Raw genomic sequence first — 20,461 nt, forward strand, 5'->3', positions numbered from 1 at the left:
ATCCTTGGGAGAGAACCGATGAGGGCCCTCGTCTGGCACGGCACCCAGGACATCCGCTGCGACACGGTTCCCGATCCCGAGATCGAAGACGACCGCGACGCCATCATCCGGGTGACGTCCTGCGCCATCTGCGGCTCGGACCTCCACCTCTACGACCACTTCATCCCGGCGATGAAGAAGGGCGACATCATGGGCCACGAGTTCATGGGGGAGGTGGTCGAGACCGGCCGCGGCCTGAACGGGACGCTGAAGAAGGGCGAACGGGTCGTCATCCCGTTCACGATCATCTGCGGCGAGTGCGACCAGTGCAAGCGCGGCTTCTTCTCGGTCTGCGAGCGCTCGAACCGCAACCGGGATCTCGCCGCCAAGGTGTTCGGCCACGGCACGGCGGGCCTGTTCGGCTATTCCCACCTCACCGGCGGCTACCCCGGCGGTCAAGCCGAGTATGTCCGCGTGCCCTTCGCCGACAAGACGCACATCAAGGTGCCGGACTCGCTCACTGACGAGCAGGTGCTGTTCCTCGGCGACATCTTTCCCACCGGCTGGCAGGCGGCGGTTCAGGCCGATATCCAGCCCCACGACACCGTGGCGATCTGGGGCGCGGGCCCGGTCGGGCAGATGGCGGTGCGCTCGGCGATCCTGCTCGGCGCCCGCCAAGTCGTGTGCATCGACAGCGTGCCGGAGCGCCTCGACATGGCGCGGGCGGGTGGCGCCATCACCATCGACAATAGCCGTGAGAGCGTGGTCGAGCGCCTGAACGAGCTGACCCACGGCAAGGGCCCGGAGAAGTGCATCGACGCCGTCGGCATGGAGGCGCATTCGCCCCGTGCCGTCGAGCAGGTCTACGACCGGGTGAAGCAGGCGATGATGCTGGAGAGCGACCGCGCCTCGGTGCTGCGGGAGATGATCTATGTCTGCCGCCCCGCCGGCATCCTCTCGATCCCCGGCGTCTATGGCGGCCTCGTCGATAAGATGCCGATGGGCGCATTGATGAACAAGGGCCTGACCGTTCGCGCCGCCCAGACCCACGTGAACCGCTGGACCGACGACCTGCTGCGGCGGATCGAGGAGGGCCAGATCGATCCCTCCTTCGTCATCACCCACCGGGCCAACTTGGAGCAGGGCCCGGAGATGTACCGGACCTTCCGGGACAAGCAGGACAACTGCATCAAGGTCGTGCTGCGGCCCTGACCGGCCCGCGGCTCCCCACATCGTCCCGAAAAGGTGGTTGCCGGTTCTCGGAAGAGGCCGACGCGCTCGCAAGAACCAAAGGCGGAGGTGACATGTCCCGCGACAGCGACGGATCGTACGGCGGCACGCTGCGCCGGATCGCGCCGGATTCCCGCAGACGGCCCGATCCTGCAACAGATGGGCTCGCCCAGGGGCTCGGCTGGTTTTCCCTCGGTCTCGGCGCCGCCGAGATCGTCGGCGGGGCGGCGATCGCCCGCTGGCTCGGCAAGCCGGAACTGACGCCCGTCATCCACGCCTACGGCGTGCGGGAGATCGTCACCGGGGTCGGCATCCTCGGCTCGAAGGATGCGACGCCCTGGATCTGGGGCCGGGTCGGGGGCGATGCCGTCGACATCGCCACGGTGCTGCCGGCCCTGGAGGAGACCAACCCGCGTCGGGGCAACGCGATCATCGCGCTCATGGCGCTGGCCGGTGCCACCGCCCTCGACGTGGTCTGCGCCCGCAACCTGTCGCAGGCGCCTCTCCGGCCCTCGCGCCGAATTCGCCGCGACTATCGAAGCCGCAGCGGCTTCCCTGAGCGGCCGGAGGCGATGCGCGGCCGGGCGAGCGATTTCGAGCCGCCGCCGGACATCGTCGGGCCGCAGGCGATGCGGGCCTGGACGGCCGCGTAATCCGTTGCTCCTTCGATCGCTTCGGCCCCGCCGGCGTCAGAGCGCGCCTCGGGTCGCTTCGCTGCCGCGGGCGACCGGGACCAAAGGGGGTGATCGACCGGAGACTTCCGTAGGCGCGGCGAAGCGCTCCGGCCCGGCATCAGGCGGCCAGACGCTGGCGCTCCCGATCCGCGCGGTAGCTGAGGATCAGATCCTCCGGGATCATTCCGGCGGCCACCGCCACGGCGATGGCGCGCGGCCGGGCGGGCCGTTTCGGCTCGATCACGATCTCAGGCAGGATCTCCGGGATGATCGCGGGCTGGCTCCCCGGCACGGCGGGCGGAGACTGTGCCGTCGCGGCGGCCCGATCGGCCAGGAAATGCGCCATGATCTCGTCGGCGAGACCGGCCAGAACCGACTCGGCGGTGTCCGGCACGATCTCCGCCGCTTCCACCACGGCCGCGCCGATGCGCTCCTCCGGCCGGGGCGCCAGCGGCCACGCGGCGGCAGCGTCGGGCAAGCCCGGCTCCGGCGCGACGAGGATCGGGGACAGGACGAGGATCTCCGAGGGGGCCGCCGGGGCGAGGCTGTCCAGGCCCTGCGCCGCCGTCAGCTGCACAGGCGCATCGGCCGTCTCCCGCGCCTGGGCCTCGGCCTGCTCGTGCGCCAGGATGCGGGCCTCGTCGCGGGCCGCCTCGGCCTCGAAGCGGGCGAGCAGCGCCATCAGGCCGCGGGCCTCGGCGAAGGGCAAGGTTTCACAGGCGGTCAGCGCGGCCTCGATCATCGAGCGGGCGAGGCGTGGGCCGTCCATGCCGTTGCGGCCGCTATTGGCGTCGTGCCAGACGGTCAGCCCGGCCCGGATCGCCGGCAGCAGCAGGGCGGGCAGGCCCGCGCGGCGGTGGAGGGCGGCGAAGCCGGCGCCGTGCGGCTCCAGCATCAGCCCGGCGACGCGCGCGCGGCTGAGCCCGCTCAGCTCGGCCAGCGCGATCTCCGCGAAGGGCAGGCGCAGGGACAGGATCGCCCGCAGGATCAGCCCGGCGGTGAGTTGCTCCTGCACCCGCAGATGCGCGACGAGCCGCACCAGCTGCGCCTCCTCGGCCTCGTCGCTGAGCGCGAGGGCGGCGGCGTCGCGGGCCTCGCGGGCGGCGCGGTCTCCGCGCTCGGAGCTGATCCAGCCGGCGCTCTGGCCGAAGCGCGAGAGCTGCTCCGCCATCAGGGCGACGAGGGAGTGGCGGACCTCGATCGGCAGATCGGTGCGCGCCAGGAGCGCCTGGCGCAGTTCCGCATCCTCGCCGTGCCGCTCCACCATCCGCATCAGGGCGGCGGTGCCGATCGCTGCGAGCGGATTGCGCGCCAGCGCGACGAGGGAGGGGGCGCCGCCCACTTCGGCCAGGGCTGCGGCGACGGGCTTCGACAGGTCGGACCGCCCGGCCACGGCCGCGCGGGTCGCCTCGCAGCCCATGGCGACGCAATCCACGAGATCGGCATCCATCAGCACCGGCGAGCGTGCCAGCACGAGACAGGCGATGTCCGGCTGATCCGAGGCCAGGGCCACGATCAACGGTCGCGGCGCCTGATCGGACTCGGCGCAGGCCTGCGCCAGCGCCCGGCGCACCACTGCTGCCGGATCGTCGAGCAGCGCCAGCAGGGCGGTTTTGGCCTCCCAGGCCGCCTCCGGACCGAGCGTGCCCTGCAGGTAGCTGCGGGTCAGGGCGCCCGCGGCCTCGGCACGCCGCTCGGGCGTGGCGTTCTGGGTGAGAGTGAGGAAGTGGCGAAGGATCATGAGCCGCTCCTGAGTCGCAACGCGGAGGGATCGAACAGCGAGTTTTTCGCGGGCGTGGCGCTCGGCTGGTCCGGCATCGGGCCGGCCATGAAGGTGGTCGCCGGCGCGGAGGCCGTCGCCGTTTTCGTCGCCGTCGCCGTCAGCCCGGCGGGCCGGCGCGGCGGCAGGGGCACGAGGATGGGCTCCGAAACGGCAGCGTCCGACACGGTCGCGGGCGCGTTCGCCAGTGCGACCGTCGGCGCGGCTGCGCTCTCCGCCTCGCTCCCCCCGTCGGAGCGCGGGAAGTAGGTCGGGGCGGTGCGGGTGGCGGCGCTCGCGGCGCGGTTCTGCCAGATCTTGGCCACGCCTTCCGAGATCGCGCCCTGGCGCCGGTCGTTCTGGAACAGCGAGCGCAGGCCACCCTCGAGCGAGGCGTAGGCCGTCGGCACGTTGGTGTCGGCCGCGGCGGTCGCGACCGGGGTCGCCACCCCGGAAGTGGTCTGACTCAGGAGCCCGTAGAGTTCGGAGGCGCTGCGCGGACGGCCGGCGCGGTCGTAGAACAGGCCGCGGTTGGCGGCCGCCGCCTCCGGCAGGTCGAGGGCGGCCGGGCGCGAGGGCGTCGCCTGCGCGGAGGCGATCAGCGCGCTCGCGCCCTTGGCGCCGAGGACATGGGCCGCGTAGAGGTCGCCCGCATTCGGCTCGCGCCCTAGCGCCGCGCTCAGCGCCTCGCCGTTGCGCTGCGTCAGTGCGCCGGCCATCGCCGCCGAGACCTTCGGATCGCGGCGCAGGTCGAGGATCGCTTGGCGCGCCGCCGGATCCGCCACGGTGTAGCGGCCGTCCGCGCCGGCGGTGATCGCATCGGCGTAGGACGCGAGGCCGAGCTTGGGCCCGGCATTCTTCATCACGCCGAGCCAGGTCTGCTCGATGAACTGGAACAGGCCGGTCGCCGTCGAGGTGCTTGCCTTGGCCGAGGGGTTGAGGCTCGACTCGCGCTGGGCCGTGGCGAGCAGGTAGTCGAAGCCGACGCCGCTCGTCTGCGCTCCCTCGCGGATCGCCTCGACGACCTCGCCGTTCGCCGCCGAGGTGCGCGCCGGTGCGGCGGTGTCGCGGGAGCCGATCGGACCGTTGGTGAACAGGAACATGACGCGTCCCGCCGGGACCGTCACTCGGCCCCGTGAGACCCGACATTCCTGCGCATATGGTAAAGGAAGCTTGAATGATGTTGCTTCCCAGCCACCCAATCGACGCTCCGGACTTCGCTCCCTTCCGCCCGGAGGCCGCATGAGCGCGCCCGAACCCGCCGGGCCGGGCCGCGATGTGATCGCGGCAAAGTCGACCGCCGACGATCGAGGTCCGGCGGCCGGGGCGGCGCTGGTGTTCGAGGGCGCATCTTTGGTCGGAGCGATCGCGGATCTGCGGGCGCGCCGGCCCGGTCTGGCGATCTACGCCGCCCTCGACGGGCCCGACGACCCGAGGCTCGACGGCCTCATGGTCGAGCGGCCGGACGGCGTGCTGCTGCGCGATGCCCGCTCCGGCCGCGACGTCGCTGCCCTCGGCGGGCGGCTCGCCGTGTGCGAGGCGCTGGCCGGCCTGCCCGACGGTGCGACGATGATCCTCGCGGCGATCGGCCATCCCCTCGGCGTGCTCGACGCCCGCAGCTTCGCCGGCGCGAGCCCGCGGCTCGCCGGCCTCGGCTTGGACGGGACGGGCCCGGCGGCCGGCCTGCTTGAGGCGGGCGGCCTGGTCCGTCTCGCCGCGGCAGCGGCGGGAGTGCCCGTCTTCGAAAGGCTGACAGCGGGCGCAGACCGCTTACCCGAGGGGCTTGCGGCAACCTCGCAGGATGGGTTCCGGTGGGTCGTGCTGCGGGATCCTGCGAGTGGCGCAGCCCGGTCGCGTGAGGGGGCCGGTTGAAGCGACCACCGCCGCAGGCGGAACAGGAGAGGGTGTCATGCTCACCGTCTACGGTGACCGGAAGTCGGGCAACTGCCTCAAGGTGGCGTGGGTCGCGGCGCATCTCGGAATCGATCTCGACTGGCGCGAGGTCGACATCCTGAAGGGCGAGACCCGCACCCCCGGCTTCCTCGCCCTCAATCCGGACGGGCGCGTGCCGACCCTGGTGCTGGAGGATGGGCGCAGCCTCTCCGAATCGAACGCGATCATCGGCTTTCTCGCCCGCGACTCCGCTCTAGTCCCGGCGGATGCCTTCGCGCAGGCGAAAATGCGGCAATGGCTGTTCTGGGAGCAGTACAGCCACGAGCCCTTCATCGCTGTGCGCCGCTTCCAGCTGCTCTATCTCGGCCGGACGGAGGCGGCGCTCGATCCGAAGCTGTTCGAGCGGGGCCACGCCGCGCTCGCCCTGATGGAGGGCGCGCTGGCGGATCGGCCGTTCCTCGTCGGCGCCGACCCGAGCCTCGCCGATGTGGCGCTCGTGGCCTATACCCGCCTCGCGCACGAGGGCGGCTTCGACCTCGCGCCTTATCCGGCGCTTCGGGCCTGGATCGCCCGTGTCGAGGCCGCGCTCGGCATTGCCGGCTAAGGTCGTTCCCTCGCCGGGCTGCCGGCTCCGCCCGTCCTCGAACCCGGATCACGTCATGACAGCAGGCAGGCCGGCCGCGCCGGTGATGGCGGCCCTCATCCTGGGCCTTGCCCTCGCCACACCCGCGCGCGGCGCGCTCGCGCCCACCTGGCAGCGCCTGCGCGAGTTCCAGAGCGTGCTGGAGGCCGCCGCCAAGGCTCTGGAGGGGCGGCCCATCGATGCGATCGAGCGTCTGGATGCCGACCGCTTTCTCGTGCGCGCCGGTCCCTGCCGTTTGGAGGTCCGGATCGTCCCTCGATCGCGCCCGGATCCGGGCCCGCAACCCTTCACGGCAAAGCCCGGTCTGCCGGATTGTTCGTGAGCCGGGGACGGCGCCCACCGCACGTCTCCCTCTCTCGGATCGGCCGGTCCTCTTTCCCTTAATCGCCCGCGGCGGCCGACCCTTCCCTCGCCGAGGCACCGGCGCTTGCTTCGCCTTATCCTCGTTCCATTTCGCCGGGGCGGCTCATGTCAGGCGTCGCCTCACTCCCGGAGTGGAATGGATGTTGGTCTCCCGATACGGACGTGCCCTGGCTGCGGGCGTCGCGCTGGTTCTCGTCAGCGGTCTGCCGGCCGCGGCGCAGGACAGCTCGACGGCCGAGCAGACCATCGACATCATGAACACCCTGTTCGGCAAGCATCCCGGCAAGCGCGCCAACCACGCCAAGGGTCTCGTCGCCGAGGGTAGCTTCACTCCGTCCGCCGATGCGGCGAAGATCAGCAAGGCCTCTCTGTTCGCCGGGCCGGCGGTGCCGGTGACGATCCGCTTCTCGGATGCGACAGGCGTTCCGACGATCCCGGACGGGTCCGCCAACGCCAATCCTCACGGCATGGCGCTCAAGTTCAGGCTCGGCGACGGCTCCGACATGGACGTCGTCCTGAACGCGCTCGCCTTCTTCCCCGTCGCCACGGGCGAAGAGTTCCGCGACCTGCTGAAGGCGGTCTCCGAGAGCGGGCCGGACGCGAAGAAGCCGACCGCGCTGGAGCGCTTCATCGCCGCGCATCCCGCCGCCGCCACGGCCGGCGCGACGGCCAAGACCCCGTCGAGCCTCGCCCGACAGACCTATCACGGAGTCAATGCCTTCATCTTCGTGGACAAGGACGGCAAGCGGCAGCCGTTCCGCTTCCGGGTCGTCCCGGTTGAGGGCCAGGAGATCCTGCCCGACGAGGAGGCGGCCAAGCGGGAGCCGAACTACCTCATGGACGAGATCGGTCCGCGCGTTGCCCGAGAGCCCGCGAAGTTCCGGGTGCTGGCGCAGCTCGCCGAGGCGGGCGACCCGACCAACGATGCCACCAAGCCCTGGCCGGACAGCCGCAAGACGCTCGATCTCGGCACCCTGACGGTCAGCAAGGTCGTGCCGGACAGCGCCGAGGCCGAGAAGGCGCTGCTGTTCATGCCGAACGCGCTCACCGACGGCATCGAGGTCTCGGACGATCCGCTCATCGACGCTCGCGTGCAGGCCTACGCGGTGTCGTTCAGCCGCCGCGCGCAGTGAGCGGTCGGCGGCGCCGGGATGGCTCGGCCTAGCGGGCGGTTCCGGCCGCCGGCGCCGGGGAGCCGGCGGGTCGAGGCGCGTCCGAGCCACCGGTGCGGGCCCCGTCCTTCGTGGCGCCCGAGCCGGTCAAGCCCCCCGCGCCGACGCTGTCCGCGGATCGGCCGGCCTCGTTCCGGTTATGCGCCGGCGACTTGGCGGCTCCCTTATTCTCGGCCGCTCCGACGCTCCCGGCGAGGCAGGTGAGGAGCGCGGCACCGAGGAGAACGGCGCGTCCGGAGTCTTTCGTCATGCGTTCGCTCCCGCGTGCGGCAGGTCGTCGATGTCCTCGGTGACAAGCGGCAGGCGCCCGGCCGTGTTCCTCGGAACGGGGCGGGTGTGCGCGGGCGAAGCGCCGGAGACGTAGTCTCGCCCGGCAGGTGGAGCGAGAGGATCGGGATGCCCCCTTGCGCCCTCAGCCGCCTTTCGGCCGGCGCAGCTCGAAGCGGTTTTCGGGCTCGGTGGTGAAGTAGTCGAAGTAGCCGGCGCGCAGAATCGGGCGCATGGCGCCGGTATCGACACGGCCGCCCCTGACGAAACGGTCGTCGACGTAGATCGAGACCACCTGTCCGATCACCATGAAGTTTGCCGGCTCACCCCCGCCGAGGGGCACCAGCGGCACGGTCTGGAGCCACTTGCACTCGATCGCCGCGGGCGATTCCGCGACGCGGGGCGGGCGCACGCGGCGCGACGGCGCGGGGGTCAGACCGGCGAAGCCGAACTCGCTCTCGCCCCGTGGCAGCGGCGCCGAGGTGGCGTTGACCGCCTCGCGCAGGTCGAAGGTGGCGAGGCTGCAGACGAACTCGCCGCCCTCTTCCGCGAAGGTCATCGCGTCCTTGCGGCCGGAGGAGGAGAACATCACCATGTCGGGCTCGCCGCCGACCGCGTTGAAGAACGAGTAGGGCGAAAGGTTCACCCGGCCCGCCCGGTCCATGGCGCTGATCCAGCCGATCGGGCGCGGGGCGACGATGGCTTTCAGCGGGTTGTGCGGCAGGCTGGGATTGTCGGCCTCGTAATGCATCGGGCGTTCCTCAAAGCCGCGTGACGATCTGCGCGAGGTCCGGCCGCGGCCGGTCGGAGGGGACCTCCTTCGCCCGGCCGATATGGATGAACCCGGCGATCCGCTCGGCCGGGTCGAGGCCGAGGGCGTCGAGGACGCGGCGGTCGTAGGCGAACCACTCGGTGAGCCAAGAGGTGGCGTAGCCCGCCGCATTGGCCGCCACCACGAGGTTCATGCAGACGGCGCCCGCCGAGAGCACCTGCTCCCATTCCGGGATTTTCACGTGCGGCCCGGCGCGGGAGACCACCGCGACCACCACCGGCGCGTGGGTGAGCCGCTGCCGTTCCTGGGCCCGCCGCTTCTCGTCGGCCTCGGGGAAGTTGGCGAGAAAGGTCCGTTCGATGATCGCGCCCACGCGCTCGCGCGCCTCGCCCGCGATCACGAGGAAGCGCCACGGAGCGAGCTTGCCGTGGTCGGGCACCCGCGCGGCGATCCCGAGCCAGCGGTCGAGTTCCTCCGCCGTGGGGCCGGGCGCATCGAGCAACATCGGCGGCACCGAGCGGCGGCTGCGCAGCAGGTCGAGGGTGCTGACGGGGGCGCGATCCTGGGCGGCGTCTCGCATCTCGGTCATGGACAATCCGCGTGGAGGGGCTGAAGGATGGGTGAGGCTCGGAACACGGCGCCGGGCCATACGACGCCATGCCGCCGCCACGGTCGGGTTTCAAGAGCGCGGGGACGCTTGAGATGGCGTCCGGCGAGACGGGCGGAAGGATCGAGGACGATGGGACGCGGGTGCGCGGGCGGCAAGACCTTCGCTTCGGTCGGCTTCCTGGCCGTCCTCCTCACGGTCGCGCCCGCCGCCGCGCAGGCGCCGAGGCCGTTCGGGCCGGGTCTGCCCTCACCGGGCGTGACCGGGCCGATGCTGCCCCCGCCAGCGGTGGAGGGCGAGGCGGATCTGTCGCTCTCGGCGGTCTTCGCCGGTTCGAACGGGCCGGTCCGCTCGGGCCTGACCTGGCGCATCTACGGCGAGAGCGGTGACGGTGCCCGCCCGGCGATCGTCGCCCGCTCGAACGATCCCGCCCCGACCTTCAGGCTCGCCGCCGGCGCCTACGTCGCCACCGTCACCTACGGCTATGCCAGCGCCTCGAAGCGCATCACCATGACCGGCACCGCCAACGCGGATCAGCTCCGCGTGGCCGCGGGCGCGCTCAAGCTGTCGGGAGCGGTCGGCGATCAGAGAATTCCGGGCAATCAGCTCAGCTTCTCGGTCTACGTGCCGATCGGGACGAACTCGGAAGGGCGCCTCGTCCGCAGCGGCATCAAGGCCGGGGAGATCGTGCGCCTGCCGGAGGGCACCTACCACGTCGTATCGAGCTACGGTGATTCGAACGCGATCCAGCGCGCCGACCTCCGGGTCGAGAACGGCAAGGTCACCGACGCGACCATGAACCACCGCGCCGCCACCGTGACCCTGAAGCTCGTGGCCACCCCCGGCTCGGAGGCCTTCGCCGGCACGGCCTTCAGCGTGCTGACGCCGGGCGGCGATACGATCCGCGAGGCGATCGGTGCCTTCCCCTCGGTGACGCTGGCGGAGGGCGACTACGTCCTTATCGCGCGCCACGACGGGCAGGTCTTCACGCGCGAGTTCAAGGTGGAGAGCGGCATGGACCGCGACATCGAAGTCGTGGCCAAAGGAAGCTGACCAGAAGCGGATCGAGAAAGTCTCAGCGATGCGCCTGCCCCAGACCGCCCTCGCGGCCCTCCTGATCCTGTGCGGCGCGGCCGCAGCGGGGGCTCAGACCGTCGTGGACGGCTCGGATGCGGGCGTCGAGGCCGAAGCGGCGCGCAGCGCGTTGAGCCTGATCGCGCAGCAGATGCGCGATCCGGAAGCCAGGGTCGCCGACCTGCGGATCGGCCGGGCCGGGTCGCTGTGCGGAACCGTCGATGTCCGGAACCGCATGGGCGCCTATACCGGCCCCCGGCCGTTCGTCGCCGACATCTCCGAGAAATTTCTCGGGCGGCTGCCCGAGGGGCCGGAACTGCGCAGCCCGGGTTCGATGGCCGCGTTCCGTGCCATGGAGCGGGCAAAGGCGCTGTTCGAAGCGAACTGCACCGCGGGCTGAGCGGCCTCAGGCGAACGGCACGATCAGCGGCAGGGCGAGCGCGGCCCCGGCCGCCAGGACGATGGCGTCGCGCAAGCGCCGGCCGATCCAGGCACGGGCGCCGGGACGGCGCGCGCGGGTGTCTTCTGAAAGCGTCATGGTCTGTCTCCCATCTGACGGTCGCCCCGATATGCCGGCGGCGCCGCTTCCCCGACAGGGACAGTTGCAGTACGATTTCATCGAACTGTCCGGGACAAGCGTCGGTACAGTTCGGAGGAACAGTCATGACGGTGACGGTCGCGGAGCCGGCCCTCTCGCGAGTCGAGATGGTGATGCGTGCCATCGAGGCACGGATCGAAGGACGCGCGCTCGGTCCCGGCGCCCGGCTGCCCTCGGTCAGAGGCCTCGCCGACAGCATGCAGGTCTCGAAGTCGACCGTGGTCGAGGCCTATGACCGGCTGGCGGCGCGCGGCGCCATCGTCTCGCGGCCGGGTTCCGGCTTCTTCGTCTCCACCCGCCCGGAGCCGCTCCGCCTCACCGCGATCGGGCCGCGGCTCGACCGGGCGGTCGATCCGGTCTGGATCACCCGGCAATCGCTGGAGGCGCGGCCGGATTCATTGAGGCCCGGCTGCGGCTGGCTCCCGCCGGATTGGCTGCCGGAGATGGAGCTGCGCCGGGCCCTGCGCCAGGTCGCCCGCCAGAGCGCGGCCGTGATGTTCTACGACACGCCGCAGGGCCACGCGCCCCTGCGCCAGCAGCTGGCATTGCGGCTGACGGAGCGGGGCATCCGTGCCCATCCCGACCAGCTCGTGCTGACCGATTCGGTCACCCACGCCCTCGACCTGATCATCCGTTTCCTCGCCGAGCCCGGCGACACGGTGCTGCTCGATGACCCCTGCTACTTCTCGTTCCAGGCGCTCGCCCGGGCCCATCGCCTGCACATGGTCGGCGTGCCGTTCGGGCCGGAAGGGCCGGATCTCGCCGCCTTCGAGCAGGCGCTGATCGAGCACCGCCCGCGCTTCTACATCACCAATTCCGGCCTCCAGAACCCGACCGGCGCGTCCTTGAGTCCGGTCGCCGTCCACCGCATCCTGCGGCTTGCCGAGATGCACGGCACGCTCATCGTCGAGGACGACGCCTACGCCGATTTCGAGGCGGAGCCGGGGCCTCGCCTCGCCGGCTTCGACGGGCTCGACCGCGTGATCCATGTCGGCGGCTTCTCGAAGACGATCTCGACCGGCGCCCGCCTCGGCACGATTGCGATCCGCGACGACTGGGTCGAGCGCCTCGTCGATCTCAAGCTCGCGGTGTCCTTGAGCGACAACCATCTCACCGCGGCGACCCTCCACCGCTTCCTCGCCGAGGGCAGCTACCGCCACCACGTCGATGCCATGCGCACACGGCTGGCGGAGGCCCGCGGCACGGTGGTTCGGCGGCTGGCCGAGGTCGGCGTCGCCGTGCCGTTCGTGCCGCAGGCGGGCATGTTCCTGTGGGGGCGCCTGCCGGACGGGCTCGACGCGACGGAGGTGTCCCGCCGGGCCCTCGCCCGCGGTGTGGTGCTGGCGCCGGGCAACGTCTTCTCGCTCAGCCAGGGCGCTGCCGACGCCATGCGCTTCAACGTGGCGCAATGCGCCGACCCGCGGGTGTTTTCGGAACTGGCGCGGGCGATGGGAGTGTAGAGGTTCCACCTGCAAGCCGGGCCTTAAGCTTTTGCGCGTATCCGAGGACGCGCAGAGTTTGGGGTAGGCGATGGCGTTCGTCGGGACATCTCGGGAGCGGGGGCAGGACGGTTCGTCCTTCTCTCCGGCGGTACGCATCGCCGGCCGTATCGGTCTCGTCGGCCTGTTTTCCGGAACGCTTGGCCTCGCGGCCATGCTTCTGTTCAGCCTGCAGCCGATGTTCACCAAACGTGTCTTGCCGATCCTCGGCGGCTCGCCCGCCGTATGGTCGGTGGCGATGGTGGTGTTCCAGGCCTTGCTGCTGGCCGGTTACGCCTACGCGCACGCGTTGACACGCTGGCTTCGACCGCAGGCCGCGCTGGTCACGCACATTCTCGTGCTGCTGACCGGCTTCCTCTTCTTGCCGGTCGCCGTGGCCAAGGGGTTCGGGGCACCTCCGGCGGAGGGCGAAGCGCTCTGGCTCATCGGCCTGTTCCTCGCCTCGATCGGCCTGCCGTTCTTTGCGCTGTCCGCAAGCGCCCCTCTTCTCCAAGCATGGTTCGCCCGCTCGGGCGACGCGCGCAGTGCCGACCCGTACTTCCTCTACCGTGCCTCGAATGCAGGCTCCTTCGTCGCGCTCCTGGCCTATCCGGCTGTGGTCGAGCCGCTCCTCGGCCTCGACGCGCAGGCTCGATTTTGGTCGCTGGGTTACGCCCTGCTGACCTGCGCCGTGCTGGCCTGCGGCCTGCGCTTGCACAACGGGCCGCGCGCGGCGGCGACCGCCGAGGAGCGGAGTACCGAACACCCGAGCGTGGGTCGCCGACTCGCCTGGATCGGTCTTTCGGCGGTGCCGTCCGGCCTCTTGGTCGCGGCAACCGCCCATATCTCGACGGATGTCGCGGCGATCCCACTGATCTGGGTCGTTCCGCTCGCGCTCTACCTTGCGAGCTTCATCATCGCATTCCGGCCCTCACGCCCGGAGCGCGCTTGGCCGGGCTTGGTGCTCGGTGGGCTGCAGATCGCGGGGACGGCCTTCGCTTTCGGCGTGATGTTCATCGGGCCGACGTCGTTTCTGCTCGATCTCGGCGTGACGCTCGGCCTGCTCCTCGTCAATGCTCTGATCGCCCATGGTGCCGTCTACACCTTGCGCCCCTCCGCGGCCCGGCTCACCGAATTCTATCTCTGTACCTCTCTGGGCGGCGTCATCGGCGGCATCTTCGCTGCGCTTGTAGCGCCGCACCTGTTCTCCGGCGTCTACGAGTATCCGCTCCTCCTCGCCGCTGCCATGCTCTGTCGGCCCGCCGTCGTGGCCGGCAACCTCCAGGTGGTGGCTGGAGGAGTAATCCGCACCGTCGCGGCCGTCATCGGTGCCGTCCTCGCGGCCGTGATGGCCACCATGGCGGCGGGCGCTTCGCTCGGAGCGGGCGTGCTGCTGATCGGCCTTCTGCTCTGCTTCGCGACGACGTGGCGCAAGCCGATCCGGTTCGCGCTGATGGCGAGCGCCGTCGGTATCCTGGCCGTCCTGATCCAGATCACGGTCTCACCCGACGGCGGTGAGTACCGCAGCTTCTTCGGCCTCCACCGGCTCCAAACCACGCAGGACGGACGCTACCGCCTCCTCGCACACGGCACCACCATCCACGGCGCCATGCGCCTGCACGAGGACGACGGCAGGCCGAGCCTCGGACGCCCTGTTCCAGCCACCTACTACGCCCCCGGCGGGCCGCTCTCGGATGTGTTCGAGATCAGCCGCCGGGTGAACGGAGTGGTCCCGGCGGTTTCCGTGGTCGGGCTTGGAGCCGGCAGCCTTGCCTGCTATGCGCGCCCCGGCGAGGCCTGGACGTTCTACGAGATCGACCCGGTGGTGATCCGCATTGCCCGGAACGCGACGCTCTTCCGGTTCCTGTCCGAATGTGCGCCCGATGCCCGTACGATCCAAGGCGACGCGCGCCTGACCCTCTCCAGCCGGATTGGACAGGCGCGGATCCTGATCATCGACGCCTTCTCCTCCGATGCGATCCCGGTCCATTTCCTGACCGGTGAGGCGCTCGCCGTGTACCTCGCCCATCTCGACCGACAGGGTCTGCTCGCACTTCACATCAGCAACCGCCACTTCGATCTGCGGCCGGTTCTGGCACGGCTGGCGGCCGAGCGAGAGCTGACGCTGCTTGCGCGGACGGAATCGTCTCAGGGCAAGACGGTTGAGGTCGAGAGGACGACGTCCAGCGCCGTCCTGATGACGCGCGATCCTGCGGCGATACGCGAGGCGCAGGACTTGGGCTGGAGCGTGGTGACGCCCGACATGTCCCGTCGGCCCTGGAGCGACGACTACGCCAACGCCCTGGAGGCGATGCGCGACCGTTGGCGCGCACCGCTCCCGGCGACGCCCTGAACTACGGCGCCGGAACCTCGACGTGCTGGCCGTCGAGCACCGCGTCGGTGCTCGGGAGGCTGTCGGCGGCGGCCTCGGCCCGGCGGCGGTCCGGGGAGGTCGCCTCCTCGACGAAGGCGGCGAGCGCCGCGTCGAGGGGCAGCGTCGTGGTCTTCTGGCTGCCCAGCCGCCGCACCGAGACCGTGCGCTCCTCCGCCTCGCGGCGGCCGAGCGCCAGCAGCACCGGCACCTTGGCCAGCGAGTGCTCGCGGACCTTGTAGTTGATCTTTTCGTTGCGCAGGTCGCCCTCGACCCGAAGGCCGGCCCGCTCCAGGACGCGGATCACGTCTCGGGCGTAATCGTCGGCGTCGCTGGTGATCGTCGCCACCACCACCTGCACCGGCGCGAGCCAGAGCGGGAAGTGCCCGGCGAAATGCTCGATCAGGATGCCGGTGAAGCGCTCCATCGAGCCGCAGATGGCGCGGTGGATCATCACCGGCGGCTTCTTCTGGCTGTCGGCGTCGATGTAGCTCGCGTCGAACCGCTCCGGCAGGTTGAAGTCCACCTGCGTCGTGCCGCACTGCCAGTCGCGGCCGATGGCGTCGCGCAGCACGTACTCGAATTTCGGCCCGTAGAACGCGCCCTCGCCGGGATTGACCGCGGTCTTGATCCGGCCGCCGGACTGCTCCTCGATCTGCGCCAGCACCCGCGTCATCACGGCTTCGGCGTGGTCCCACAGGGCATCCGAGCCGACGCGCTTCTCGGGGCGCGTCGAGAGCTTCACCAGGATCTCGTCGAAGCCGAAATCGGCGTAGGTCGAAAGGATCAGGTCGTTGATCTTCAGGCACTCGGCGGCGAGCTGGTCCTCGGTGCAGAAGATGTGCGCGTCGTCCTGGGTGAAGCCGCGCACCCGCATCAGGCCGTGCATGGCGCCGGACGGCTCGTAGCGGTGGACCACGCCGAACTCGGCCATGCGCAGGGGCAGGTCGCGGTAGGATTTCAGCCCGTGCTTGAAGATCTGCACGTGGCCGGGGCAGTTCATCGGCTTGAGGGCGAACCAGCGCTTGTCCTCAGCCTCCTCGCCGGCGGATTGGGCCGCGAACATGTTCTCGCGGTACCAGCCCCAGTGGCCTGAGGTTTCCCAAAGCGACTTGTCGAGGATCTGCGGGGCGTTCACCTCGGCGTAGTCGCCCTTCAGGCGGCGGCGCATATAGGCGATGAGTTCCTGGAAGATCGTCCAGCCCTTGGCGTGCCAGAACACGACGCCCGGCCCCTCCTCCTGGAAGTGGAAAAGGTCCATCTCCTTGCCCAGGCGCCGGTGGTCGCGGCGCTCCGCTTCCTCCAGCCGGTGCAGGTAGGCGTCGAGGTCTCCTTGCGAGGCCCAGGCCGTGCCGTAGATGCGCGTCAGCATCGGGTTGTTGGCATCACCCCGCCAGTAGGCGCCCGCCACCTTCATCAGCTTGAAGGCGGTGCCGACCTTGCCCGTCGAGGTCATGTGCGGGCCGCGGCAGAGATCGAACCACTCGCCCTGGCGGTAGATCTTCAGATCCTCGCCGGCCGGAATCGCGTCGACCAGCTCGACCTTGTAAGTCTCGCCCCTCTCGGCGAAGAGCTTTTTGACGTCGTCGCGCTTCCAGACCTCCTTGGTGAAGGGCGCGTCGCGCGCGATGATTTCGCGCATCTTCGCTTCGATCTTCGGGAAATCCTCGGGCGTGAACGGCTCGTCCTTGGCGAAGTCGTAGTAGAAGCCGTTCTCGATCACGGGGCCGATCGTCACCTGCGTGCCGGGCCACAGCGCCTGCACCGCCTCCGCCAGCACGTGGGCGCAATCGTGGCGGATCAGCTCCAGCGCCCGCGCGTCGTCGCGCGCAATGAATTCGATCGCGGCGTCGTGCTCGATCGTGTCGTCGAGGTCGCGCACCGTGCCGTCGAGCGCCATGGCGACCGTGCGCTTGGCGAGCGACTTGGCGATGCCCTCCACCACGGTCCGGCCGGTCACCGCGGCGTCGTACGCGCGGGTGTTGCCGTCGGGGAAGGTCAGGATGGGCATGATGGGACCGTGATTTTTGTAGGCTGCGCCCCGCGAAAGGGGGACGGCGGGTTTTCGGGAGGCGGGCGGGTGAAGTCAATGCTGATTGACCGCGCCGCGGAATGCAGCAGCCCTTCGAGGCTGTCTGAGGTGGATCTGCCAAGCGCGTCGCTCCTCATGCCGCGCAGCAGCCCAGCATGAGGATGGTCGGGGGGCTGCAACCGATAGGCCGGCTGACGCTAAAGGTCGTCCGGCCCCCAGCCGAGGCGCAGTGCGATCGCCCGCGCTTCGGCATTCTCGACGAACAGCACCAGCCCGGCCCCGCCATCGGCCGCGACCCGGAAGCGGCGCGTCTCCCCGGCCGGCCGGCACGCATCGAGCCGTTCGAGCAGGCTCCAATCGAAGTTCTTGTCGGCGGGGAAGGTGAGGGACGGGATCGGCGGCTGCGTCTCGAACGCGACGCGGAAGCCGTGCCCGTAGGGGCCGAGGCCCGGAACGCGGGACACGGTGACGCCGCCGGTCCAGACTCCGGCCAGATCGATCAGCCGGGTGAACAGCGCGCGGTAGGTCTCCTCGTCGGCGCCGTCGTAGCAGTGATCTTCGAAGATCGCCGCGTTGGCGAATTCGTCCTCGATCGCGTCGGCGAGGGCGCGATAGCTCCACAGGATGTCGATCGAGAGCGCGTCCGAGCTTCGCTCCGTCAGCGGCAGGGTCTCGTTGCCGTCGCCCACGGCGAACTCGGAATGCTCCGCCATCGCCCGCGCTACTGCGCGCCGGTCCATCCCTTCGTAGTGGGGCCCGAGCCGGAGGCCGGCCGCGATCAAGCCGTTCAGGGCCGCCTCGACGGCGTCGATCTCCGCCTCGCTGCGCTGTCGCGGCGGCTGCGGTTTCGGCTCCCAGGCCGGCACGGGGGGCGGAGGCGGTTCCGGCTCCCAAACAGCCACGGGCAGCGGGGGTGGGCGGTCCTGGCCGAGCAGGCGGCGGAGCCAAGCGATCATGTCGTTCCCCAGAGCCAAGCCGCACCGCGCACGCCCGACGCGTCGCCGTGCCGGCTCGCCCGCACCGGCGTGTCGAAGGCGTCGGAGAAGACGTGCGGCGCGATGGCCTCCGGCAAAGATGCGGCGAGTCCTTCGACCCGGGAGAGGCCGCCGCCGAGCACGATCACGTCGGGATCGAGGATGTTGACCACGTGGGCGATGCCGCGCCCGAGCCGGTCGCGATGGCGCGCCATCGCCGCGGTCGCCGCCGCATCCCCGGCTCGCGACAGGGCGACGATCGCCTCGCCGGAGGCTGCTTCGCCGGTGCATCGGAGGAAATCGGCGGCGAGGCCGGGTCCCGAGAGCCAGGTCTCGATGCAGCCGTGGCGGCCGCAATAGCAGGCGGGGCCGGGGCGCTCGTCGTCGCGGGTCGAGGGGAGGGGATTGTGGCCCCATTCCCCGGCGATGGCGTTGCGGCCTGTCAGTGCCTGCCCCCGCAGGGCGATCCCGGAGCCGACGCCGGTGCCGAGGATGATCGCCCAGACAAGGGTCTCACCTGCACCGGCCCCGTCCACCGCCTCCGAGACGGCGAGGCAGTTGGCGTCATTCTCGACCCGCACCGGGCGGCCGAGCCGGGCGGCGAGATCCTCCGCGAACGGCCGGCCGTTCAGCCAGACCGAGTTGGCGTTCTTGATCAGGCCCGTGGCGCGGGAGACCGCGCCGGGCATGCCGACGCCGACGCTCGCCTCCCTCGTGCCGGCCTGCCGCTCCAGCGCGGCGACGAGGCCGGCGATGGCGTCGAGGGTTCCGGCATAGTCGCCCCGCGGGGTCGGCACGCGGACTTCCGCGCGCGTCGCCCCCTCGGCGTCGAGGGCGATCCCGGCGATCTTGGTGCCGCCGAGATCGATCCCGATCCGCAACCGCTCGGAAGCCAAGGCGGATTTACTGCGCCGCCACGGCCTTCGGAGCGGTGGGGGGCGCATCCTCGCCGGGGCCCTCGGGGGCCTCGTCCGAGATCTCGGTACCAATCGAGACCGGATGCGCCATCACCTCGGCGAGCTTGTTCTTGTCGAGCTCGCCCTCCCAGCGGGAGACGACGATGGTAGCCACGCCGTTGCCGATGAGGTTGGTGAGCGCGCGGCATTCCGACATGAACTTGTCGACGCCGAGCACCAGGGTCATCGCCGCCACCGGCACCGGGTTGCCCGGAATGGCCGCCAGCGTCGCCGCCAGCGTGATGAAGCCCGCGCCGGTCACGCCCGAGGCGCCCTTCGAGGTCAGCATGGCGACGAGGAAGATCGTCGCGTACTGCCCGACCGTGAGGTCGGCGCCCACCGCCTGCGCCAGGAACAGGGTCGTGAGCGTCATGTAGATGTTGGTGCCGTCGAGGTTGAACGAGTAGCCCGTCGGGATCACGAGACCGACGACCGAGTCCGAGGCGCCGAGACGCTTCATCTTGGTCATCATGTGCGGCAGCACGGTCTCGGAGGACGAGGTGCCGAGCACGATCAGCAGTTCGTCCTTGATGTAGGCCAGGAACCGGACGATCGAGAAGCCGGCAAAGGCCGCGATGCCGCCGAGCACGACGAAGATGAACACCAGCGAGGTGGTGTAGAACGTGCCCACCAGCCAAGCGAGGTCGATCACCTTGCCGATGCCGTACTGGCCGACCGTGAAGGCCATGGCGCCGAAGGCGCCGATGGGGGCGAGCTTCACCACGAGGCCGATGATGCGGAAGAACAGCTGGCCCGCCGCGTCGATGCCGCGGGTGATGCCGGCGCCCTTCTCGCCCATGCCGGTGAGCACGACGCCGGTGAGCACCGCGATCAGGAGCACCTGCAACAGATCGCCGGTGGCGAAGGCGTCGAAGAAGCTCTTCGGGATGATCGCCATGATGTGGGCGATCGTCGAATCCGCCGCCGCCTTGTTGGCGTAGCCCTCGACCGCCTTGGCATCGAGCTTCGACACGTCGGCGCCGAAGCCGGCACCGGGCTGAACGATTTCGCCGACGATGATGCCGACGAGGAGCGCCAGGGAGGAGACCACCTCGAAATAGATCAAAGCCTTGAGGCCGACGCGGCCGACCTTCTTCAGGTCGCCGATCGAGGCGATGCCGTGGACGATGGTGCAGAAGATGATCGGCGCGATCAGCATCTTGATCAGCGCGATGAAGGCGTCGCCGAGCCACTTGAGCGACTTGCCCCATTCCGGCGCGTACCAGCCGAGCAGCACGCCCAGCACGATGGCGATCAGCACCTGGATGTAGAGCACCCGGTACCAGGGCACGTGCGCGCCGGGGGCGCCCGCCTCATGCGTAGCGGAATGGGCCATGTTTCCTCACCGATACCGTGTCGCGCGGCCTCGCCCGGGCGGCTTTGCGCGGACGCTAGTCTGTTTAGTTTCAGTGCTCAATCGCACCTCGGTAGTCGGCGTCGCCTTTGTAACTGACGACACCTTGGGCTCACCGGCGCGGCCTCGCGCCCCGTCGGATCCCGTTTGCGCGCGGCTGATGGCAAGGAAGCGGTGGCTGTGCAAGGGCCTGGCGCCCCGATGCCGCAGTTCAAGGGTGGATTAAGCCGGTGTGTGGGACGTGGGGCCCGCGCCCGGCTGCCTC

General features: G+C 70.5%; 20 protein-coding genes. 10 read left to right on the forward strand and 10 right to left on the reverse strand.

The features are described from left to right. The first annotated feature begins 18 nt into the window (after positions 1-18). Both MPPM_RS11935 and MPPM_RS11940 read left to right on the forward strand, forming a co-directional pair. The gene (locus tag MPPM_RS11935) at positions 19-1,191 is read left to right on the forward strand and encodes a zinc-dependent alcohol dehydrogenase (RefSeq protein ID WP_096485249.1); all 1,173 of its coding nucleotides are present in this window, start codon (positions 19-21) and stop codon (positions 1,189-1,191) included. A gap of 92 nt (positions 1,192-1,283) precedes the next feature. Next, a complete protein-coding gene (locus MPPM_RS11940; protein WP_096485250.1) occupies positions 1,284-1,862 on the forward strand; it encodes a cyclase dehydrase in 579 nt (192 codons plus the stop codon). Between the two features lie 139 nt (positions 1,863-2,001). Here MPPM_RS11940 and MPPM_RS11945 read toward each other — a convergent pair whose 3' ends face one another. After that, positions 2,002-3,624 carry a DUF2336 domain-containing protein gene (locus MPPM_RS11945; RefSeq protein ID WP_096485251.1) on the reverse strand — a complete coding sequence of 541 codons (1,623 nt, stop codon included), beginning with the start codon at positions 3,622-3,624 and terminating at the stop codon, positions 2,002-2,004. Then, positions 3,621-4,745 carry a transglycosylase SLT domain-containing protein gene (locus MPPM_RS11950; protein ID WP_096485252.1) on the reverse strand — a complete coding sequence of 375 codons (1,125 nt, stop codon included), beginning with the start codon at positions 4,743-4,745 and terminating at the stop codon, positions 3,621-3,623. Before MPPM_RS11950 ends, MPPM_RS11945 begins: the two co-directional genes overlap by 4 nt. Before the next feature lie 139 nt (positions 4,746-4,884). Here MPPM_RS11950 and MPPM_RS11955 point away from each other — a divergent pair, with 139 nt between their 5' ends. The 4 genes from MPPM_RS11955 (at position 4,885) to MPPM_RS11970 (ending at position 7,674) form a co-directional block, all read left to right on the forward strand. Next, positions 4,885-5,514 carry an aldolase/citrate lyase/malate synthase family protein gene (locus MPPM_RS11955; RefSeq protein WP_096485253.1) on the forward strand — a complete coding sequence of 210 codons (630 nt, stop codon included), beginning with the start codon at positions 4,885-4,887 and terminating at the stop codon, positions 5,512-5,514. 37 nt (positions 5,515-5,551) lie between these two features. After that, positions 5,552-6,139: a glutathione S-transferase family protein gene (locus tag MPPM_RS11960; RefSeq protein WP_096485254.1), complete on the forward strand. Its 588-nt coding sequence runs from the start codon at positions 5,552-5,554 to the stop codon at positions 6,137-6,139. Positions 6,140-6,224: 85 nt separating this feature from the next. Further along, a complete protein-coding gene (locus tag MPPM_RS11965) occupies positions 6,225-6,500 on the forward strand; it encodes a hypothetical protein (RefSeq protein WP_096485255.1) in 276 nt (91 codons plus the stop codon). 181 nt (positions 6,501-6,681) lie between these two features. Continuing rightward, entirely contained in the window at positions 6,682-7,674 is a 993-nt protein-coding gene (locus MPPM_RS11970) for a catalase family peroxidase (protein WP_096485256.1), read from the forward strand. 28 nt (positions 7,675-7,702) lie between these two features. On the opposite strand, the gene MPPM_RS11975 is transcribed toward MPPM_RS11970, so the two are convergent. From MPPM_RS11975 to MPPM_RS11985, 3 genes are all read right to left on the reverse strand, one after another. Beyond that, the gene (locus tag MPPM_RS11975; protein WP_096485257.1) at positions 7,703-7,963 is read right to left on the reverse strand and encodes a hypothetical protein; all 261 of its coding nucleotides are present in this window, start codon (positions 7,961-7,963) and stop codon (positions 7,703-7,705) included. Positions 7,964-8,125: 162 nt separating this feature from the next. Further along, on the reverse strand, positions 8,126-8,731 hold the full coding sequence (locus MPPM_RS11980; protein ID WP_096485258.1) for a flavin reductase family protein: 606 nt from the start codon (positions 8,729-8,731) through the stop codon (positions 8,126-8,128). A 10-nt stretch (positions 8,732-8,741) separates the two neighbouring features. Then, on the reverse strand, positions 8,742-9,341 hold the full coding sequence (locus tag MPPM_RS11985; protein WP_096485259.1) for a nitroreductase family protein: 600 nt from the start codon (positions 9,339-9,341) through the stop codon (positions 8,742-8,744). 150 nt (positions 9,342-9,491) lie between these two features. Here MPPM_RS11985 and MPPM_RS11990 point away from each other — a divergent pair, with 150 nt between their 5' ends. Both MPPM_RS11990 and MPPM_RS11995 read left to right on the forward strand, forming a co-directional pair. Continuing rightward, positions 9,492-10,412: an RgsD C-terminal domain-containing protein gene (locus MPPM_RS11990; protein ID WP_096485260.1), complete on the forward strand. Its 921-nt coding sequence runs from the start codon at positions 9,492-9,494 to the stop codon at positions 10,410-10,412. A gap of 28 nt (positions 10,413-10,440) precedes the next feature. Beyond that, positions 10,441-10,833 (forward strand): hypothetical protein, encoded by a 393-nt coding sequence (locus tag MPPM_RS11995; RefSeq protein WP_096485261.1) that lies wholly within the window; start codon positions 10,441-10,443, stop codon positions 10,831-10,833. A 6-nt stretch (positions 10,834-10,839) separates the two neighbouring features. On the opposite strand, the gene MPPM_RS29190 is transcribed toward MPPM_RS11995, so the two are convergent. Beyond that, the gene (locus MPPM_RS29190; RefSeq protein WP_280176352.1) at positions 10,840-10,971 is read right to left on the reverse strand and encodes a hypothetical protein; all 132 of its coding nucleotides are present in this window, start codon (positions 10,969-10,971) and stop codon (positions 10,840-10,842) included. Between the two features lie 125 nt (positions 10,972-11,096). On the opposite strand from MPPM_RS29190, the gene MPPM_RS12000 reads away from it, so the two are divergent. Both MPPM_RS12000 and MPPM_RS12005 read left to right on the forward strand, forming a co-directional pair. Then, complete coding sequence (locus tag MPPM_RS12000; RefSeq protein ID WP_096485262.1) at positions 11,097-12,491, forward strand: aminotransferase-like domain-containing protein; 1,395 nt, start codon at positions 11,097-11,099, stop codon at positions 12,489-12,491. Between the two features lie 70 nt (positions 12,492-12,561). Beyond that, the gene (locus MPPM_RS12005) at positions 12,562-14,862 is read left to right on the forward strand and encodes a polyamine aminopropyltransferase (protein ID WP_096485263.1); all 2,301 of its coding nucleotides are present in this window, start codon (positions 12,562-12,564) and stop codon (positions 14,860-14,862) included. Position 14,863: 1 nt separating this feature from the next. Here the strand turns inward: MPPM_RS12005 and thrS are convergent, their stop codons facing one another. The 4 genes from thrS to MPPM_RS12025 form a co-directional block, all read right to left on the reverse strand. Then, positions 14,864-16,891: a threonine--tRNA ligase gene (thrS, locus tag MPPM_RS12010; RefSeq protein WP_096485264.1), complete on the reverse strand. Its 2,028-nt coding sequence runs from the start codon at positions 16,889-16,891 to the stop codon at positions 14,864-14,866. A 218-nt stretch (positions 16,892-17,109) separates the two neighbouring features. Next, positions 17,110-17,868 (reverse strand): hypothetical protein, encoded by a 759-nt coding sequence (locus tag MPPM_RS12015; protein WP_096485265.1) that lies wholly within the window; start codon positions 17,866-17,868, stop codon positions 17,110-17,112. Continuing rightward, the gene (locus MPPM_RS12020; RefSeq protein ID WP_096485266.1) at positions 17,865-18,782 is read right to left on the reverse strand and encodes an ROK family protein; all 918 of its coding nucleotides are present in this window, start codon (positions 18,780-18,782) and stop codon (positions 17,865-17,867) included. Before MPPM_RS12020 ends, MPPM_RS12015 begins: the two co-directional genes overlap by 4 nt. A 7-nt stretch (positions 18,783-18,789) precedes the next feature. Further along, on the reverse strand, positions 18,790-20,178 hold the full coding sequence (locus MPPM_RS12025; protein WP_017485652.1) for a dicarboxylate/amino acid:cation symporter: 1,389 nt from the start codon (positions 20,176-20,178) through the stop codon (positions 18,790-18,792). Positions 20,179-20,461: the final 283 nt, after the last annotated feature.

This window comes from Methylorubrum populi (assembly GCF_002355515.1).
GTDB classification, from domain to species: Bacteria; Pseudomonadota; Alphaproteobacteria; order Rhizobiales; family Beijerinckiaceae; genus Methylobacterium; species Methylobacterium populi_A.

Coding starts and splice junctions, on each gene's coding strand:
- MPPM_RS11935 (WP_096485249.1), top strand. CDS start 19: ATGAGGGCCCTCGTCTGGCACGGCACCCAGGACATCCGCTGCGACACG.
- MPPM_RS11940 (WP_096485250.1), top strand. CDS start 1,284: ATGTCCCGCGACAGCGACGGATCGTACGGCGGCACGCTGCGCCGGATC.
- MPPM_RS11945 (WP_096485251.1), bottom strand. CDS start 3,624: ATGATCCTTCGCCACTTCCTCACTCTCACCCAGAACGCCACGCCCGAG.
- MPPM_RS11950 (WP_096485252.1), bottom strand. CDS start 4,745: ATGTTCCTGTTCACCAACGGTCCGATCGGCTCCCGCGACACCGCCGCA.
- MPPM_RS11955 (WP_096485253.1), top strand. CDS start 4,885: ATGAGCGCGCCCGAACCCGCCGGGCCGGGCCGCGATGTGATCGCGGCA.
- MPPM_RS11960 (WP_096485254.1), top strand. CDS start 5,552: ATGCTCACCGTCTACGGTGACCGGAAGTCGGGCAACTGCCTCAAGGTG.
- MPPM_RS11965 (WP_096485255.1), top strand. CDS start 6,225: ATGGCGGCCCTCATCCTGGGCCTTGCCCTCGCCACACCCGCGCGCGGC.
- MPPM_RS11970 (WP_096485256.1), top strand. CDS start 6,682: ATGTTGGTCTCCCGATACGGACGTGCCCTGGCTGCGGGCGTCGCGCTG.
- MPPM_RS11975 (WP_096485257.1), bottom strand. CDS start 7,963: ATGACGAAAGACTCCGGACGCGCCGTTCTCCTCGGTGCCGCGCTCCTC.
- MPPM_RS11980 (WP_096485258.1), bottom strand. CDS start 8,731: ATGCATTACGAGGCCGACAATCCCAGCCTGCCGCACAACCCGCTGAAA.
- MPPM_RS11985 (WP_096485259.1), bottom strand. CDS start 9,341: ATGACCGAGATGCGAGACGCCGCCCAGGATCGCGCCCCCGTCAGCACC.
- MPPM_RS11990 (WP_096485260.1), top strand. CDS start 9,492: ATGGGACGCGGGTGCGCGGGCGGCAAGACCTTCGCTTCGGTCGGCTTC.
- MPPM_RS11995 (WP_096485261.1), top strand. CDS start 10,441: ATGCGCCTGCCCCAGACCGCCCTCGCGGCCCTCCTGATCCTGTGCGGC.
- MPPM_RS29190 (WP_280176352.1), bottom strand. CDS start 10,971: ATGACGCTTTCAGAAGACACCCGCGCGCGCCGTCCCGGCGCCCGTGCC.
- MPPM_RS12000 (WP_096485262.1), top strand. CDS start 11,097: ATGACGGTGACGGTCGCGGAGCCGGCCCTCTCGCGAGTCGAGATGGTG.
- MPPM_RS12005 (WP_096485263.1), top strand. CDS start 12,562: ATGGCGTTCGTCGGGACATCTCGGGAGCGGGGGCAGGACGGTTCGTCC.
- thrS (WP_096485264.1), bottom strand. CDS start 16,891: ATGCCCATCCTGACCTTCCCCGACGGCAACACCCGCGCGTACGACGCC.
- MPPM_RS12015 (WP_096485265.1), bottom strand. CDS start 17,868: ATGATCGCTTGGCTCCGCCGCCTGCTCGGCCAGGACCGCCCACCCCCG.
- MPPM_RS12025 (WP_017485652.1), bottom strand. CDS start 20,178: ATGGCCCATTCCGCTACGCATGAGGCGGGCGCCCCCGGCGCGCACGTG.